The sequence below is a fragment of the Saccharothrix algeriensis genome, from assembly GCF_016907655.1.
GTDB lineage: Bacteria > Actinomycetota > Actinomycetes > Mycobacteriales > Pseudonocardiaceae > Actinosynnema > Actinosynnema algeriense.
Window position 1 is genome coordinate 3,792,942 of the sequence record NZ_JAFBCL010000001.1, and the last position, 16,828, is coordinate 3,809,769.

The window sequence follows — 16,828 nt, forward strand, 5'->3', positions numbered from 1 at the left end:
TCACTCGACGGGCGCGAGCAGCCGCTGCCTGCGCCGCGACCGCAGCGCGTCGGCGGTGAACACCGCCAGCGCCACCCAGACCAGGGCGAACCCGAACCACCGCGACGGCGGCATCGGCTCGTGCATCACGAACACGCCCCACGCGAACTGCAGGACCGGGGCGAGGTACTGGAGCATCCCCATGGTGACCAGCGGCACGCGCCGCGCGCCCGCGCCGAACAGCACCAGCGGGACGGCGGTCACCAGACCGGTCGACACCATGAGCAGGGCGTGGCCGACGCCGTGGTCGTGGAACGTCCCGGCCGGGCCCAGCCAGACCAGGTAGCCGACCGCGATCGGGGCCAGCACGACGCCCTCGGCGGTGAGGCTCCCGGTCGCGTCCAGCGGCACCGTCTTCTTCAGCAGCCCGTACAGGCCGAACGAGCAGGCCAGCACCAGCGACATCCACGGCAGCCGCCCGTAGTCCACCGCCAGCACCACCACGGCGGCCAGGGCGACGGCGATGGCGGCGCACTGCGCCCGGCGCAGCCGCTCCCGCAGCACCAGCACCCCGAGCAGGACGCTGACCAGCGGGTTCATGAAGTAGCCGAGCGCGCCCTCCACGACGTGACCGGTGTTGACGGCGTGGATGTAGACGCCCCAGTTGACCGCGATCAGCACGGACGCGGCGGCCACCATCAGCCAGCCGCGCCGCGACAGCGTGCGCAGCCCCGCCCAGCGGCCGAGGACGGCGGTGATCAGCAGCATCACCAGCAGCGACCACGCGATGCGGTGCGCGAGGATCTCCACCGCGCCGGCCGGGGCCAGCAGCGGCCAGTAGGCGGGCACGACGCCCCACAGGAAGTAGGCCCCGACGCCGAAGGCGACACCCCGGTTCGTGTGGTTGGTTTCCCCCGTAGTGGCGGTGGAGTTCGTCAACGGCGGCACAGGGGGTTACTCTACGCCGCACGTTTTCGCAGCTCAGTCGCTCCGGGTGGGTCGCGGCGCCCGGGTGGCAGGACGTCCGGGCAGTCGCACGCGCCGGGACGGCAGGTCAGGGTAGTTTTGCACCGCTTCCGCACCGGGTAAGGGACGGGCGGGGCACGTCGGGGTGTGACAGGACTGCGCAGTGGGAGGGTCTCCCGTGGGTTCGCTCTTCGGGCAGGTGTGGCTGTGGAGCCTGCTGTCGTTCGTGGCAGGCGCCGCCCTGACCTGGCTCGTGCTGGTCCGCCCGGTCAAGAAGGAGCTGGCGGACCTGCAGGAGCGCCAGGCCGCCGCGCCGCGCGAGACGCCCGCCGCGCCGCCGCGCGACGACTTCGACCACTGGCACGTCGAGCACCGCAACCCGGTCGAGGACCTGCTCCCGGACCGGTCGCCGCGCCACGGCGCGGCGGTCGGCCCCGGGTCGGTCGGGCGCGACGACCGGCCGGGGGAGCCGGCCGACGAGCACCGCCCGCCGGTCGAGCCCGAGGAGCGGCCCGCGTTCGCCGGGTCCGCGCAGCGGTCCGGGCCGGTCGGCCTCGCCGGGGCCGAGCGGCGGGGCGACCTCGCCGAGCAGCCCGGGTTCGCGGGGGCCGGCGCGCCGGAGCACCGGGACGACCCGGCCGAGCGGTCCGACTCCGCGGAGGTCGGGCAGCGCGGCGGTCAGGCCGGGCCCGAGCGGCGGGATGACCTCGCCGGGTTCGGGCGGCGGGACGACCTCGCCGGGTTCGAGGAGGAGCAGCCGCGCAGCCTGGTCGAGCGCTTGGCCCCGGAGCCGCCCGCCGACGGGGTCGCCGACGGGGTCGCCGACCAGCCCGTCGACCGGTCCGCCGAGGAGACCCACCTGTTCCCGCCCGCGGCGGCCGAGGCCCCGGAGCCCGCGGCGCACCCGGAGGCGGACGGGTCCCGGCCGCGCGCGGCGTGGCACGAGGAGCACCCCGCCGCCCCGGAGGAGGACCGGGACGGGGGAGAACCGGAACGCCCCGCGGCGCAGACCACGCTCATCCCGGCCACGGCGCTGGCGCGGGCCATCGCCGAGGTGGACGGCCGCGCCGACGAGCAGCGGCCCGCCGGGACGGCGTGGCGGATCGAGGACGCCGACCACGGCCCCGACGCCGACCGGCCGCCGGCCGCCGACCGGCACGAGCACGGGCGCGACGCCGAGGACGCCGAGCAGCCGGTGTGGACCCCGGCCGAGCCGCCGGCCGCCCGGCACGCCGACGAGCCGCCGCGCACCGACGAGCAGCCGCTGCGCACCGACGAGCCGGAGCCCGCGTGGCGGGCCGAGGGCGCCCAGCGCTGGCCGGACCACGACCTGACCGGCGAGTACCCGGTGATCCGGGCGGAGCTGACCTCGGACGACCTGGAGCCGCCGGCGTTCCGGCCGGGCCACCACGGCGGGCACCCCGAGCAGCCCGAGCAGTTCTCCTCGCACCTGGAGTCCCTGCGCGCCGAGCAGTTGCGGCAGGAGGCGGAGCGGTCCGCGCCGCGCACGGAACTCCTGCCGCCCGTCGACGCCGAGCCGCCCGCCGGGACGCGCCCCGACCCCGCTCCCGGGCACGCCGAACCGGCCGCCGACGCGCCGGTCGACCCGCGCGCCGACGCGCGCTTCGAGCCGCCCGCCGAACCCACGGCGTACTTCGAGCCGCCCGCGCCGGCGCCCGAGCCCGCGGAGCCCGAACCGCGGGCCCGCGGGTTCGCGCGGCCCGGGAACTCGGAGCACACCGCGTTCGTCCCCTGGCGGGCGACCCTCCTGGACGACGAGCCCGCGCACCGGGAGCCGGAGCCGCAGCACGCGGGGCCGGAGCCGCAGGAGCCCGCGTTCACGCCGCGGTTCGTGGACTCGGGGCCGCTGGTCGTCGAGCCCCCGCACCGGGAACCGGAGCCCGAGGCAGCCGAGCAGCGCGCGCCGCAGCACAGGGAACCGGAGACCGAGCACGCGTCGCAGCACCGGGAGCCCCAGCACGTCGAGCCCCAGCACGTCGAGCCCCAGCACGTCGAGCCCCAGCACGTCGAGCCCCAGCACGTCGAGCCCCAGCACGTCGAGCCCCAGCACATCGAACCCGCAGCAGCTGAGCCCACGCGCACCGAGCCCGAGCACGCCGAACCCGAGCGCGCTGAGTCCGAGCACGCCGAACCCGAGCGCATCGAGTCCGCGCACGCCGAACCCGTCCACGCTGAACTCGCGCACGCCGAGTCCACGCGCGTCGAGCCTGCGCACGCCGAACCCGAGCGCGCCGAGTCCGCGCACGCTGAGCCCGCGCACACCGAGCCCGAGCGCATCGAGCCCGCACACGCGCACTCCGACCCGACGGGCGGGCGCGTGGAGTCGCAGGAGTCGGTGTTCACGCCGCAGTTCGTGGACTCCGGGCCGCTGGTCGTCGAGCCCTCCCCGCAATCGGCCGAGCCGCTGCCCTCGCGGGCCGACCGCGCCAGGCCCGCCGCCCAGGCCAGGCAGGCGCAGGCCAGGCAGACCCCGGCCAAGCCGGCCCGGACCAGGGCCGAGGAGCCGTCCCGTCCCCGCTCCCTCTTCGAGCCCCTGCTCACCCCCGAGGACGCCGAGGACGAGCCGCCGGCCCCGCCGAAGCCCGCCGCGCCGTCCAACGACCAGCCGTTCGTCCCCCGGCTGGCTCCGGAGCTGCTCGCCTCCTCCGGCAGCGGTCTCCCGCAGCGGCCCACCCGACCGGCGAACAGCCCGCGCACCCCGCCGCCACCGCCGCCCGCGCCCAAGCCGATCAGCCCACCGCCGCCCCGCCCGGTCCGCCCGCGGCCGGTCGGCTTCAGCCCCAGCACCGGCGGTCGCCCGACGGCCGGCACGACCACCCGCTACCAGCAGCCGGAGGGCTTCAACCCGCGGTCGCCGTTCGGTCCCGGCTCGGTGCTGCCGAAGTCCGACGGCATGGCCCCGGCGCCGGACTTCCAGGTCAAGGCGACCCTCACCGGCCGCCGCTACTTCACCGACGAGTCGGCCAACTTCGGCGAGACCAGGGCGGACGTCTGGTTCCGCACGGTCTCCGACGCGGAGAAGGCCGGTTTCCGCCCGGCGCCCTAGCCGGGCCCCGGGGCGGGAACGCGGAAGGGCCCCTGTTCCGGAATCCGGAACAGGGGCCCTTCGCGTCTGCCCGGGAGCGGGGTGCGCCTACGCGACGACCGTCCAGGTGTCCTTGCCGCGCAGCAGACCGGCCAGGTCGGGGGCCTTGGCCGCCTTGGCCTCCTCCACCTGCGCGCGGGCCGCGTCGTCGTACGTGGTGCGCGCGACGTTGCGGAACACGCCCGTCACGGTGTGCTGGAGGTCCTGCGTCGACAGGCGCGACAGCGCGAACGCCAGGTTCAGGTCCGCCGCGTCGTGCACGACGACCTCCTCCGGCCCGACCTCCGACGACTTGGCCACGGCCAGCCCGAACCCGTCGCGCACGACGGCGTACTCGCCGCCCGCGCCGAAGGTGATGGGCTGCCCGTGCACGACGTTGATGATCCGCCGCGCCGCCTCGTCGGCGTCCTTGAGCACGTCGAACGCGCCGTCGTTGAAGATCGGGCAGTTCTGGTAGATCTCCACCAGCGCCGAGCCCCGGTGCTCGGCGGCCTGCCGCAGCACCTCGGTCAGGCCGGCCCGGTCGGAGTCGACCGCGCGGCCGACGAACGTCGCCTCCGCGCCCAGCGCCAGCGACACCGGGTTGAAGGGGTGGTCCAGCGACCCGACCGGCGTCGACTTGGTGATCTTGCCCGCCTCGGAGGTGGGCGAGTACTGGCCCTTGGTCAGGCCGTAGATCCGGTTGTTGAACAGCAGGATCTTCAGGTTCACGTTGCGCCGCAGCGTGTGGATCAGGTGGTTGCCGCCGATGGACAGCGCGTCGCCGTCACCGGTCACCACCCACACCGACAGGTCCGGCCGGGCCACGGCGAGGCCGGTCGCGATGGCCGGCGCGCGCCCGTGGATCGAGTGCATCCCGTAGGTGTTCATGTAGTACGGGAACCGCGAGGAGCAGCCGATGCCCGACACGAAGACGATGTTCTCGCGCTTGAGGCCCAGCGTGGGCAGGAACGACTGGACGGCGTTGAGCACCACGTAGTCGCCGCAGCCGGGGCACCAGCGCACTTCCTGGTCCGACTTGTAGTCCTTGGCCTTCTGGGGTTCCAGGGCGGTCGGAACGCCGGTGAGACCCCCCAGGACCGGCAGACCGAGATCTGTCGTAGTCACGCGGACACTCCCTTGATCACGTCAGCGAGCACGTCCTGCAGCTCTTCTGCCTTGAAGGGCAGGCCCTGCACCTTGGTGTAGCTGATGGCGTCCACCAGGTACTTCGCCCGCAACAACAACGCCAGTTGGCCGAGGTTCATCTCGGGGACGACGACCCGCTCGTACCGGGACAGCACGTCGCCGAGGTTCTTCGGGAACGGGTTCAGGTGGCGCAGGTGGGCGTGCGCCACCGGCATCCCCAGCTTGCGCACGCGGCGGGCCGCGGCGCCGATCGGGCCGTAGGAGGACCCCCAGCCGACGACCAGCACCTTCGCCTCGCCCGACGGGTCGTCCACGACCACGTCCGGCACCTCGATGCCGTCGACCTTGCGCTGCCGCAGCCGCACCATGAGGTCGTGGTTGGCCGGGTCGTAGGAGATGTTGCCGGTGCCGTCGGCCTTCTCCAGGCCGCCGATGCGGTGCTGGAGCCCCGCCGTGCCGGGCAGCGCCCACGGCCGGGCCAGCGTCTCCGGGTCGCGCAGGTAGGGCCGGAACTCGCCGTCGGGCCCGTTGGGCTCGGTGGCGAACTCCACCGACAGGTCGGGCAGGTCGTCGACGTCGGGGATCAGCCACGGCTCGGAGCCGTTGGCGATCGCGCCGTCGGACAGCAGCAGCACCGGCGTGCGGTAGGTCAGCGCGATGCGCGCCGCGTCGAGCGCCGCGTCGAAGCAGTCGGCGGGCGAGCGGGGCGCGATGACCGGCACCGGCGACTCGCCGTTGCGGCCGAACAGCGCCTGGAGCAGGTCGGCCTGCTCGGTCTTGGTGGGCAGGCCGGTGGACGGCCCGCCGCGCTGCACGTCGATCACGACCAGCGGCAGCTCGGTCATCACGCCCAGGCCGATGGTCTCGGACTTCAGGGCGATGCCGGGGCCGGAGGTCGAGGTGACGCCCAGCGCGCCGCCGTAGGACGCGCCCAGGGCCGCGCCGATGCCCGCGATCTCGTCCTCGGCCTGCAGCGTGGTGATGCCGAAGTTCTTGTGCCGGGACAGCTCGTGCAGGATGTCCGAGGCGGGCGTGATCGGGTAGGTGCCCAGCACCACCGGCAGCCCGGACTGCTGCCCGGCGGCCACGATCCCGTACGCCAGCGCCGTGTTGCCGGTGATCTGCCGGTAGGTGCCCAGGTCGAGCTTGGCCGGGGCGACCTCGTAGGTGACGGCGAAGGACTCGGTGGTCTCGCCGTAGTTCCAGCCCGCCCGGAACGCCAGGACGTTGGCCTCGGCGATGTCGGGCTTCTTGGCGAACTTCTCGCGCAGGAACCGCTCGGTGCCCTCGGTCGGCCGGTGGTACATCCAGGACAGCAGGCCCAGGGCGAACATGTTCTTCGCCCGCTCGGCGTCCTTCTTGCCCAGGCCGGTGTCCTCCAGCGCGCCGATGGTCAGGGTCGCCATGGCGACCTTGTGCACCTGGTAGCCCTCCAGCGAGCCGTCCGCCAGCGGGTCGGCGGCGTAGCCGACCTTGACCAGGTTGCGCTTGGTGAACTCGTCGGTGTTGACGATCAGCATCCCGCCCTGGGGCAGGTCGCCGATGTTGGCCTTGAGCGCGGCCGGGTTCATCGCGACGAGCACGTCGGGGCGGTCGCCGGGGGTCAGGATGTCGTAGTCGGCGAAGTGCAGCTGGAAGCTGGAGACGCCCGGCAGCGTGCCCTGGGGCGCCCGGATCTCGGCCGGGAAGTTCGGCAGCGTCGCGAGGTCGTTGCCGAACGCCGCCGCCTCCGAGGTGAACCGGTCGCCCGTGAGCTGCATCCCGTCACCCGAGTCGCCGGCGAACCGGATCACCACGCGGTCGAGCTTGCGGACCTCGGTGCCACCGGCTGGCGCGGCACCATTACCAACGTCGGTAGTCATGTCCTACGCCGATCCCTCTCTTCGCCCGCCCGGGGCAAGTCGCCCCGTCCCCTCCGCGAGGGTAGTCGTGCCCGCACCCGGGCCGGTCTCCGCTGTACCACTCTGCGGGACGGTTGGTTCCACCTGGTGTGACGGTTGCCGAACGCCCGGAGACGCCCGCACCGGCAGGTGTACCCGGTGGTAACTGTTACCGGGAATTATAGGCAACCCGAGGGGCGCCCAGGGGCCGCGCGGGCTCAGCCACGGCCGCTGATCCGCGCTTTCGCCGCGGCGAGCTTCGCGGCGAACTCCGGCGTGGCGATGGAGGCGGCCTGCCGCGCGAGCTCCACGTCGACCGCTTCGGGGTGGGCGTCGAGCGCCGCCGTCGTCCGCATCGTGGACTTGGTGGTGCGGACGAGGTCGCGCGGCGCTTCGGCCGAAGCCTTCGCCAGCTCGACCGCGGCGGCGACCAGTTCGTCGTGCCCGCCGTCCACCCGCTCCCACGCCAGGCCCAGCCGGACGGCCGCGTCGGCGTCGGGCGCCCGGCCCAGCAGCGTCATCGCGGCCGCGGCCTGCGGCCCGACGAGCCGCTGCAGCATCCACGTCATCCCGCCGCCGGGGTGGATGCCCAGCTGGAGGAACCGGGCGTCGAACCGGGCCTCGGGGCCGACCAGCCGCACGTCGCAGGCCAGCGCGAGGTTCAGCCCCGCGCCGACCGCCGCGCCGCCCACGGCCGCGATGGTCGGCAGCGCGCAGCCGGCCACCGCCAGGAAGCCCGCGTAGATCCGCCGCAGCCCCTCCTCCCGCGCCTCGCCCAGCGCGCTCAGGTCCGCGCCCGCGCAGAACGCCGGCGGCGCGCCGGTGACCACCACGGCGTGGACGCCGTCGTCCCGCTCGCAGGCCCGGACGGCGTCGACGAGTTGGTCGGACAGGTCGAGCGTCAACGCGTTGCGCCGCTCCGGGTCGTGCACGGTGATCACGGCGACCCGGTCGGAGCGCTCCAGCAGCACCTCGGACATGGGCGCGACTCTAGGGCGCGGGCGGGCGGTCCAGCAGCCGGGACAGCACCACGGTCGACACCGTCCGGTCGATGATCTCCACCGCCCGCAGCCGCTCCAGCGCCGTCTCCAGGTGGTGGATGCTCGCCGCGCGCAGGTGGACGATCGCGTCGGCCGCGCCGGAGACGGTGTAGGCGGCCATCACCTCCGCCATGGGTTCCAGCCGCTGCTTGATGTCGTGCGGCGCGACGTTGCCCCGGCAGTGCACCTCGACGAACGCCTCGGTGCCCCAGCCGAGCTGCTCGGGGTCCACCACGGCGGTGAACCCGCGCAGCACCCCGGTGTCGAGCAGCTTGTCCACGCGCCGCTTCACGGCCGGCGCGGACAGCCCGACCTCCTTGCCGATGTCGGCGTAGCTGGAGCGGGCGTTGGCCATCAGGCACGAAATGATCCGCTGGTCGATGGAGTCCACACGCAACATTCTGCACCAACAGACGCAATATCGCGGCATTGTTCGCTGGTCAGGAGCCTATTTACCCTTCGATCCATGACTTCGGTTTCCCTCCTGGGCCCCGGCGACGAGCCGATCGTGCTGGACGCCACCGCGCCGGCCGCCCCCGTGCGCGTGCCGACCACCCGCCGGTACCTCATGTGCCCGCCGGAGCACTTCACGGTCGCGTACTCGATCAACCCGTGGATGGACCCGGCCCGGCCGATCAGCACCGAGCTGGCGATGGCGCAGTGGACGGCCCTGAAGGAGACCTACCAGCGCCTGGGGCACCGGGTGGAGGTCATCGAGCCGGCGCCGGGCCTGCCCGACATGGTGTTCTCGGCCAACTCGGGCACCGTCGTGGAGGGCCGCGTCCTGGGCTCCCGCTTCCGCACCGAGCAGCGGGCTCCCGAGGCCGAGCTGTTCCGCCGCTGGTTCGAGGCCAACGGCTACCCGTCGGTCGTGATGCCGGAGCACACCAACGAGGCCGAGGGCGACCTCGTCTGGACCGGTCGCTACCTGCTGGCCGGCAGCGGCTTCCGCACCGACCCGTCGGCCCACGCGGAGGCGCAGGAGGTGCTGGGCGTGCCGGTCGTCTCGCTCCGGCTGGTCGACCCGCGCTACTACCACCTCGACGTGGCCCTGTTCGTGCTGTCGGAGGACCTGGTCGCCTACTACCCGGAGGCTTTCTCGCCGGGCAGCCGCCGGGTCCTGCGCCGGCTGTTCCCCGACGCGGTCCTGGCCACCGCCGAGGACGCGGCCTGCCTGGGCCTGAACGCGGTGTCCGACGGCCTGCACGTCGTCCTGCCGGTCGAGGCGACCCACCTGGCCGACCGGGTGGCCGAGCGCGGCTTCGAGCCGGTGTTCGTGGACGTCTCGGAACTGCGCAAGTCCGGCGGCGGCCCCAAGTGCTGCACGATGGAACTGCGGGACTGACCCCGGCCGGGCTCCCGCGCCGGTCGGCCCGGACGACCTCGGCCGACCGGCGCGGACACCACCGGGCACCGGTCCCGGCGGGAAGCGCGCGAGCGGCCGGCCCCGTCGCGCGCGCGTAGCAGGTCGGCCCGCGATCCGGTGGTCCGTCACCCGAGGGGCTGACCGGGCTGGCGGGGCGGGGCGCGGCAGTGCTCCGATCGACGGCACTTGCCGTCGACCAGGTAGGGAGCGCGCCATGAACGACCTCGACGACCGGCGTCCGTCGCCGCAGCCCGAGCAGCAGGACCGGGAACGGGTCGGGACGCCGGCGCCGCTCAGCGGCCTGGAGTGGCTGGTCCGGCAGGTGCAGCGGCAGCGCCGCCGCCGCCCGCGGCACGCCGTCGACCAGCCCGCGCCGCCCGCCGCCCCGGAGCGCTAGCCCCGGCCCCGGCCCCAGGATCGGGACCGGACCGGTCCCGGGGCCGGCTAGTCGGAGACCTCCTGCTGGAAGGCCGCCCAGAGCAGGTTGAGCGGGTGGTCGGACGGGAACTTCGCCCGCTCCTCCTTGCGGGCGAAGACCCCGACCAGCCGCTCCAGGACCGGCTTCCGGTCGTTCTCCAGCTCCACCACGCGCAGGCCCGAGCCCTCGCGCAGCTCGTTGTTCGCGGCCACCACCCCCAGGCCGGACGTGACGATCATGCAGCCCTCGACCAGCCCGGAGCGCAGCAGCGACATCCCGTACTGGATCTCGTCGATCTCCGCCGCGATGTCCAGCTCGTTGCGGTAGTCCGGCCCGAACCAGCCGCGCAGGAACTCGGCGATCAGCCCGTCGCCCGGCACGACCAGCGGCAGCTTCGGCAACTCCCCGGTGCCGATGCGGTCGCCCAGCCGGCTCGTCGGCAGGTTCGTCAGCAGCGCCAGCCCGCCGCGCCGCCACTCGATGACGTCGAAGTCCGCGAAGTCCGAGCCGCCGCCCGCCGTCGTCACGACGCTGCCGCAGACGATGTCGACCTCCTTGCTCTCCAGCTTCCGCCAGATGTCCTTGGTCCGGATGTGCACGACCTTCAGCTCCACGTCCCGCCGCCGGAAGTCGTCGGCCACGTGGTGCCACGCCTTCGCCAGCGAGTCGAGCATGAACCGCGTGGTGCCCACGGTCAGCGTGGTGCCCAGCTTGCGGCGGCACTCGTGAATCGAATCGAGCCAGTCGCTCAGGGTCTGCTTCGCCAATTCCACCAACGCCTCGCCGGTGGGGGTGATCAGGACGTCCTTTCCCCGGCCCTGCTTGACGACCAGCGGCTCGCCGCAGAGCGACTTGAAGTTGCGGTTGAGCGTGTCGAGCTGCTTCTGCACGCTGGACTGCTCGCGGCCCAGCGCGCGCGCCGCCCGCAGCGCCGAGCGGGTCTCGTGCACCGTGATCAGGGTCCTGAGCTGGTCGAACGTGGTGTCCAGCAGCAGTGGCGAGGTGTGCAGGAGCCTGCTCAGCTGGTTGCCCGCGGGGAGCAGCAGTCGGGCCGAGGTGGACATCGGGGCCTCTCGGGTCGGTGCGGAGTGATCTACCGATTAGTTGTACTGAACCTGACCACAGTTTGCGGCGAAATTATCCGAAGAACTTGACGCGATTCCCTGGACAGGTATGCGCGGTCCGTAAGAGACTTCTGCCGCAACCAGGCGGGGGTTCGCCTGGGAGCAATCAGGGGGGAGTATTGGGGGGTTGGGGGCCCGCCGGGCGGCAGCCGGGCGGGCCCCCACGTATTAACCTCATGCGGTGTGACGGTTTCCACCCTGGACTGGGGCACGACGTACAAGGTCACCGTGCTCGACCTCGGGCTCGCCTGCTGCGGCGTCGAGGTCATGGCGGCGCTGGAGGGCGACCGGCCGCACGACCTGGCCGCGCTCGGGGTCGACGTGGCGCACGCCGCCGGCGAGGCGCACGTGCTGGTCGTCTCCGGGACGGTCACCGACGCAATGTTGCCCGCAGTGATCGCGACGTACCAGGAGATGCCGGAACCGCGTTACGTGCTCTCCGTCGGCGCGTGCAGCAACACCGGCGGGCCGTACTGGGACTCCTACAGCGTCACCAAGGGCATCGACCAGGTGCTGCCGGTGCACGTGGCCGTCCCCGGCTGCCCGCCCCGCCCCGAGGCGCTGCTCGACGGCCTCGCCGCGCTGCACCGGCTCGTGTCGTGACCGCCGCCTCCGCCGAGCTGGCGGCCCGCATCCCGCACGCCACCACCCGCGCGGCGTTCGGCCAGACCACCGCCCACGTGCCGGTCGAGCACTGGCTCGCCGCCGCGACGGCGGCCCGCGACCTGGGCTGCACCGCGTTCGACTGGCTCGGCGCCGAGGACGCGGGCCGCCCCGGCGCGTCCGGCGTGCGCCACGCGGTGCTGCTGCACGTGCTGCACCCGGGCACCCGGCAGGGCGTCCTGCTGCGCACCGAGGTGGGTGACGAGCCGCTGCCCAGCGTGGCCGGCCTGTGGGCGGGCGCGGCGTGGCACGAGCGCGAGGCCGCCGAGATGTTCGGCCTCGCCCTGACCGAGCCGGTGCGCCGGCTGCTGCTGCCCGACGCGTTCGACGGCCACCCGCTGCGCAAGGACTTCGTGCTGGTCTCGCGGGTGGTCCGGGCCTGGCCGGGGCGGCTGGAACCCGGCGAGGACGGCTCCTCCGCCCCCAGCCGCCGCCGCGCCGCGCCGCCCGGCGTGCCCGACCCGTCCTGGGGACCGCGACCCGAAGGGGACCACCGTGCCTGACCTGCCACCGCGCACCCGCGGCGTGATCGCCCTGCTGGAGGCCAACTGCACGGTCTGCATGATCTGCGCCCGCGAGTGCCCCGACTGGTGCATCCACATCGACTCGCACACCGAGGTCGAGCAGCAGCCCGGCTCGGCCCGGCCCCGCGCGCGCAACGTGCTCGACCGGTTCGCCATCGACTACGGGCAGTGCCTGTACTGCGGCATCTGCGTGGAGGCGTGCCCGTTCGACGCGCTGCACTGGGCGCCGGACTTCTCCTACCCCGGCACGGGCACGCCGGACGGGGACGGGGCGGTCGCCGAACTCGTGCACGAGCGCGACGTCCTGGGCGCGTGGGCGGCGCACGTGCCGCCGCCGCCGCGGCTCGACCCGGCCGCCGAGCCCGCGCCGGAGAGCACCGCCGCCGGCCCCGGACGGGGCGGTCCCGGAACCCCCGGCCGCCCCGGGGCGTTGAGGGGGAGGAAGTAGAACCCGGAGGCGAAGCAACGTGCACAAGCACTACAACGGGGTGAAGACCGCGTTGCTGCTCGGCGCCATGGGCGCGCTGATCGTCGCGATCAGCTCGCTGTTCGGGCGGACCGCCCTGGTGATCGGCCTGCTGCTGGCGCTGGGCGTGAACGCCTACGCGTACTTCAACTCCGACAGGCTCGCGCTGCGCGCGATGCGGGCCCGGCCCGTGTCCGAGGTCGAGCAGCCCGCGATGTACCGCATCGTGCGGGAGCTGGCGAGGTCCGCCCGGCAGCCCATGCCCAGGCTCTACCTCAGCCCGACGGCGGCCCCCAACGCCTTCGCGACGGGCCGCAACCCGCGCACCGCGGCCGTCTGCTGCACGACCGGCATCCTGGAGCTGCTCGACGAGCGCGAGCTGCGGGCCGTGCTGGGGCACGAGCTGTCGCACGTCCACAACCGCGACGTCCTGATCTCGTGCGTGGCGGGCGCGCTGGCGAGCGCGGTCAGCGCGCTGGCGAACCTGGCGGTGTTCGCGAGCGCCTTCGGCGGTGACGACGAGGACCGCCCCAACCCGTTCGCGGTGGTGCTCATCGCGCTGCTGGGCCCGGTGGCCGCCGCGATCGTGCGGCTGGCCGTCAGCCGGTCGCGCGAGTACCAGGCCGACGCGTCCGGCGCGGAGCTGACCGGCGACCCGCTGGCGCTGGCCTCGGCGCTGCGCAAGCTGGAGCACGGCACCCGCGCCGCGCCGCTGGCGCCGGAGCCCGCCGTGGTGGCGCAGTCCCACCTGATGATCGCGTCGCCGTTCCGGCCGGGGGAGAACCTGGCCAGGCTGTTCGCCACCCACCCGCCGATCGCCGACCGCGTGCGGCGGCTGGAGGAGCTGGCCCGCCGGGCCTAGCCCAGCTCGCGGGCCACGGCCATCAGGTACTGGCCGTAGCCGGACTTGGCCAGCTTCTCGCCCAGCGCGTGGCACTCGGCCGCGGTGATGAAGCCCATCCGCAGCGCGATCTCCTCCGGGCACGCGATGCGCACGCCCTGCCGGTGCTCCAGCACTTGCACGAACTGCCCGGCCTCCAGCAGCGAGTCGTGCGTGCCGGTGTCCAGCCAGGCGAAGCCGCGGCCGAGGTCGACCAGGTGCGCCCGGCCCTGGCGCAGGTAGGCCAGGTTGACGTCGGTGATCTCCAGCTCGCCCCGCGCGGAGGGCGCCAGGCCCCGCGCGATCTCGACGACCTGGTTGTCGTAGAAGTACAGGCCGGTGATCGCCTTGTTCGACCTCGGCCGCGCCGGCTTCTCCTCGATGGACACCAGCCGGCCCTCCGCGTCGACCTCGCCCACGCCGTAGCGCTCGGGGTCGCGCACCGGGTAGCCGAACAGCACGCAGCCGTCCAGCGCGGCCGCGTGGTGCTGGAGGAGCCGGGAGAAGCCCTGGCCGTAGAAGATGTTGTCGCCCAGGACGAGCGACACGTCGTCGTCGCCGATGAAGTCCGCGCCGATGACGAACGCCTCGGCCAGCCCGTTGGGCCGGGGCTGCTCGGCGTACTCCACGCGCAGGCCGAACTGCGAGCCGTCGCCGAGCAGGCGGCGGAACAGCGGCAGGTCGGCCGGCGTCGAGATGAGCAGCACGTCCCGGATGCCCGCGAGCATCAGCACGGACAGCGGGTAGTACACCATCGGCTTGTCGTAGACCGGCAGCAGCTGCTTCGACACGGCCTGCGTGATCGGGTGCAGCCGCGTGCCGCTCCCGCCCGCCAGGATGATGCCCTTCACCGGTAGTTGGTGAACTGGAGCGCGATGCCGAAGTCGGTGTTCTTCAGCAGGGTGATCACGTCCTGCAGGTGGTCCTTCTTCTTGCCGGAGACGCGCAGCTGATCGCCCTGGATCTGCGCCTGCACGCCCTTGGGGCCCTCGTCGCGGACCTTCTTGGCGATCTCCTTGGCCTTCTCCGAGGAGATGCCCTGCACCAGGTTCCCGGTGACCTTGAACACCTTGCCCGAGACGGCGGGGTCGCCGACCTCGAAAGCCTTCATGGAGATGCCGCGCTTGACCAGCTTCTCCCGGAACACGTCGATGGCGGCGCGACAGCGCTCCTCGGTCTCGGACTGGAAGGTGATCGCCTCCTCGCCCGCCCAGGACACGGAGGTGCCCGTGCCCCGGAAGTCGAACCGCGTGCCCAGCTCCTTGGCCGCCTGGTTGAGCGCGTTGTCGACCTCCTGCCGGTCGACCTTGCTCACCACGTCGAACGAGGGGTCTGCCACGTGCCCGGTACCTCCGCGTAGGTCTGCTGGAACCGCCCGGGAGCCTACCGGGGGAACCCGGTTGCGGGGGCCCGTGCGGACCTATGTATTCTCTCCTCCGCACCCGGCAGTGCCGGGAGCGGGGCGGGTTGCCCGAGCGGCCAATGGGAGCGGACTGTAAATCCGTCGCGAAAGCTACAGAGGTTCGAATCCTCTACCCGCCACAGCAGGACGAAGACCCCGTGACCAGCAGGACCGGTCACGGGGTCTTCGGTTTTCCGGGCCGGGTCGCGCCGCTGGACCGTGATGCGCGTCACCCTCGGGCGAGTCGATCGGCGTCGGGGATCACGCGGCGTCGTGCCGCAGCGCGGCGGGATCGTCCCCGCGTGCGCGGGGAAGGCGTTCGGTGCGCTGGGGTCTTGCCCGTCGAGTCGGCCGTTCCGCCCCGGTTCGTTGCCTCGCGGGGAGCACTGCCCAGCCGCTCGACGGCCGCGCGGCGGGCGCCGGGTGCGACGAAGGGGGGCCGACGCGCAAGCGCTTCCTCTCGCTTGCGTGCCGGCCCCGGACGACAGCATAGCTCATCTCGAACGTATGTTCGAGGGTTACGCGATGGCGGCTCTCCCGGCTTCGGTCAGCACCGCGGCCGTCCGCTCGTCGAGCCGCACCACGCGGCGCGCCCGCAGCAGGCCGGCCTCGACGAGGGCGTGGGTCACCATCTGGTCGCAGCACGGCAGGCCGTCGACGTACAGGTCCGGTTCGCGGCCCCCGGACAGTTCGCCGCGCCCCGCGGCCACCGCTCGCAGCATGGCCTTCGCCCGCCCGGAGAGTTCCTTCGCAATGGTCATGGCGACCCCCTCGCCGTCCTTTCCGTTGTGCCCCTCGTCCTTTAAGGAGGTGCCGACCTGACGGTTGAGTACCCTCCGAACGAGTGGTAAACGAGGTGTCCTCGCAGTTCACCCGCTCCGGTGTCAGCCGCTCCTCGTGGGCGTCACGCTGATCGGTGACACCCCGGCCGCGCGGGGAGCGGCGTCGGCGACCGGCCGCGAGGGGTTCCCACCGCCTGAACGCGGGCAGCGACCGGACCGCGCCGGACCGTAACCTGCCGTGGTGCGCATCCACGTGGTCGACTCCTTCACCGATCGGGCGTTCGCGGGCAACCCCGCGGGCGTCGTGCTGCTCGACGAACCGGCCGACGAGCACTGGATGCAGGCGGTCGCGGCGGAGATGAAGCACGCCGAGACGGCGTTCGTGCGGCTCGCCGGGGAGGGCCCGCTGCCGCTGCGCTGGTTCACCCCGGTCACCGAGGTCGACCTGTGCGGGCACGCGACGCTGGCCGCGGCGCACGTGCTGGGCGGCGACCGCCGCTTCGCCACCCGCAGCGGCGTCCTCACCTGCACGGCCGCCGACGGCTGGGTGGAGATGGACTTCCCGGCCGACCCGCCGCGGCCGGTCGAGATCACGACGCCGCTGCGCGCCGGCCTGCCCGGCGTCACGGTCCGGGCCGTGGCGCGGGGCGTGTCCGACGTCCTGGTGGAGGCCGCGACCGCCGCCGAGGTCCGCGCGCTGCGCCCCGACCACGCCGCGCTGAGCGAGGTGCCCGGTCGCGGCGTGATCGTCACCGCCCCCGGCGACCGCCCCGGCCTGGACGTCGTAAGCCGCTGCTTCTACCCGTCCTACGGCGTCCCGGAGGACCCGGTGACCGGTTCCGCGCACTGCACCCTCGCCTCCTGGTGGGCCCCGCGCCTCGGCCGCGCCGAGCTGCTCGCCGAGCAGGCTTCGCCGCGCGGCGGGCACGTCCGGGTGGTCCTGGCGGGCGATCGGGTGCGGCTCGCGGGCCAGGCGGTGACGGTGCTGGAAGGGGAGCTGATCGTGTGAGCCGGTTCGTCACTTCTCGTGGTAATCGGCGCAGCGACCTGCCATTTCGTCGCCCAACCGGGGTACATTGACACCCCTGGAGGGGTCTCGGTCGG

17 protein-coding genes and 1 tRNA gene are annotated in these 16,828 nt (G+C 73.6%); 9 read left to right on the top strand and 9 right to left on the bottom strand.

Translation table 11 applies throughout. From position 1 onward, the window contains the following. Positions 1–927 carry an EamA family transporter RarD gene (gene rarD, locus JOE68_RS17395; protein WP_204843385.1) on the bottom strand — a complete coding sequence of 309 codons (927 nt, stop codon included), beginning with the start codon at positions 925–927 and terminating at the stop codon, positions 1–3. A 196-nt stretch (positions 928–1,123) separates the two neighbouring features. On the opposite strand from rarD, the gene JOE68_RS17400 reads away from it, so the two are divergent. Beyond that, a complete protein-coding gene (locus JOE68_RS17400) occupies positions 1,124–4,012 on the top strand; it encodes a sunset domain-containing protein (RefSeq protein ID WP_204843386.1) in 2,889 nt (962 codons plus the stop codon). An 87-nt stretch (positions 4,013–4,099) separates the two neighbouring features. Here JOE68_RS17400 and JOE68_RS17405 read toward each other — a convergent pair whose 3' ends face one another. The 4 genes from JOE68_RS17405 to JOE68_RS17420 form a co-directional block, all read right to left on the bottom strand. Continuing rightward, positions 4,100–5,158, bottom strand: a complete 1,059-nt coding sequence (locus JOE68_RS17405) for a 2-oxoacid:ferredoxin oxidoreductase subunit beta (protein ID WP_204843387.1) — start codon at positions 5,156–5,158, stop codon at positions 4,100–4,102. Then, entirely contained in the window at positions 5,155–7,041 is a 1,887-nt protein-coding gene (locus JOE68_RS17410; RefSeq protein ID WP_204843388.1) for a 2-oxoacid:acceptor oxidoreductase subunit alpha, read from the bottom strand. The genes JOE68_RS17405 and JOE68_RS17410 overlap by 4 nt, the downstream gene beginning before the upstream one ends. Before the next feature lie 236 nt (positions 7,042–7,277). Continuing rightward, positions 7,278–8,039 (bottom strand): enoyl-CoA hydratase, encoded by a 762-nt coding sequence (locus tag JOE68_RS17415; protein WP_204843389.1) that lies wholly within the window; start codon positions 8,037–8,039, stop codon positions 7,278–7,280. 10 nt (positions 8,040–8,049) lie between these two features. Further along, on the bottom strand, positions 8,050–8,490 hold the full coding sequence (locus JOE68_RS17420; protein WP_204843390.1) for an Lrp/AsnC family transcriptional regulator: 441 nt from the start codon (positions 8,488–8,490) through the stop codon (positions 8,050–8,052). Between the two features lie 75 nt (positions 8,491–8,565). Between JOE68_RS17420 and ddaH the strand changes: the two genes are divergently transcribed. Together ddaH and JOE68_RS17430 are read left to right on the top strand one after the other, a co-directional pair. Beyond that, entirely contained in the window at positions 8,566–9,444 is an 879-nt protein-coding gene (gene ddaH / locus JOE68_RS17425; protein WP_204843391.1) for a dimethylargininase, read from the top strand. Between the two features lie 235 nt (positions 9,445–9,679). Then, on the top strand, positions 9,680–9,862 hold the full coding sequence (locus tag JOE68_RS17430) for a hypothetical protein (RefSeq protein ID WP_204843392.1): 183 nt from the start codon (positions 9,680–9,682) through the stop codon (positions 9,860–9,862). A 47-nt stretch (positions 9,863–9,909) separates the two neighbouring features. On the opposite strand, the gene JOE68_RS17435 is transcribed toward JOE68_RS17430, so the two are convergent. Next, positions 9,910–10,947 carry a LysR family transcriptional regulator gene (locus tag JOE68_RS17435; RefSeq protein WP_204843393.1) on the bottom strand — a complete coding sequence of 346 codons (1,038 nt, stop codon included), beginning with the start codon at positions 10,945–10,947 and terminating at the stop codon, positions 9,910–9,912. Between the two features lie 243 nt (positions 10,948–11,190). Here JOE68_RS17435 and JOE68_RS17440 point away from each other — a divergent pair, with 243 nt between their 5' ends. Genes JOE68_RS17440 through htpX form a run of 4 tightly spaced genes read left to right on the top strand, consistent with a single transcriptional unit; the run spans position 11,191 to position 13,522 of the window. Then, a complete protein-coding gene (locus tag JOE68_RS17440) occupies positions 11,191–11,610 on the top strand; it encodes an NADH-quinone oxidoreductase subunit B (RefSeq protein ID WP_204843394.1) in 420 nt (139 codons plus the stop codon). Next, positions 11,607–12,173 (top strand): NADH-quinone oxidoreductase subunit C, encoded by a 567-nt coding sequence (locus JOE68_RS17445; protein WP_204843395.1) that lies wholly within the window; start codon positions 11,607–11,609, stop codon positions 12,171–12,173. Before JOE68_RS17440 ends, JOE68_RS17445 begins: the two co-directional genes overlap by 4 nt. Further along, positions 12,166–12,642 (top strand): 4Fe-4S binding protein, encoded by a 477-nt coding sequence (locus JOE68_RS17450; protein WP_204843396.1) that lies wholly within the window; start codon positions 12,166–12,168, stop codon positions 12,640–12,642. The genes JOE68_RS17445 and JOE68_RS17450 overlap by 8 nt, the downstream gene beginning before the upstream one ends. A gap of 19 nt (positions 12,643–12,661) precedes the next feature. Then, on the top strand, positions 12,662–13,522 hold the full coding sequence (gene htpX, locus JOE68_RS17455) for a zinc metalloprotease HtpX (protein WP_204843397.1): 861 nt from the start codon (positions 12,662–12,664) through the stop codon (positions 13,520–13,522). Here htpX and rfbA read toward each other — a convergent pair. Continuing rightward, positions 13,519–14,391 carry a glucose-1-phosphate thymidylyltransferase RfbA gene (rfbA, locus tag JOE68_RS17460; RefSeq protein ID WP_204843398.1) on the bottom strand — a complete coding sequence of 291 codons (873 nt, stop codon included), beginning with the start codon at positions 14,389–14,391 and terminating at the stop codon, positions 13,519–13,521. The two genes, htpX and rfbA, sit on opposite strands and share 4 nt — an antisense overlap. Further along, the gene (locus tag JOE68_RS17465) at positions 14,388–14,879 is read right to left on the bottom strand and encodes a YajQ family cyclic di-GMP-binding protein (RefSeq protein WP_204843399.1); all 492 of its coding nucleotides are present in this window, start codon (positions 14,877–14,879) and stop codon (positions 14,388–14,390) included. Before JOE68_RS17465 ends, rfbA begins: the two co-directional genes overlap by 4 nt. Before the next feature lie 122 nt (positions 14,880–15,001). Here JOE68_RS17465 and JOE68_RS17470 point away from each other — a divergent pair. Next, positions 15,002–15,082, top strand: a tRNA-Tyr gene (locus JOE68_RS17470). A 378-nt stretch (positions 15,083–15,460) separates the two neighbouring features. Here the strand turns inward: JOE68_RS17470 and JOE68_RS17475 are convergent. Next, a complete protein-coding gene (locus JOE68_RS17475) occupies positions 15,461–15,703 on the bottom strand; it encodes a hypothetical protein (RefSeq protein WP_204843400.1) in 243 nt (80 codons plus the stop codon). 262 nt (positions 15,704–15,965) lie between these two features. Here JOE68_RS17475 and JOE68_RS17480 point away from each other — a divergent pair, with 262 nt between their 5' ends. After that, positions 15,966–16,733: a PhzF family phenazine biosynthesis protein gene (locus tag JOE68_RS17480; protein WP_204843401.1), complete on the top strand. Its 768-nt coding sequence runs from the start codon at positions 15,966–15,968 to the stop codon at positions 16,731–16,733. Positions 16,734–16,828: the final 95 nt, after the last annotated feature.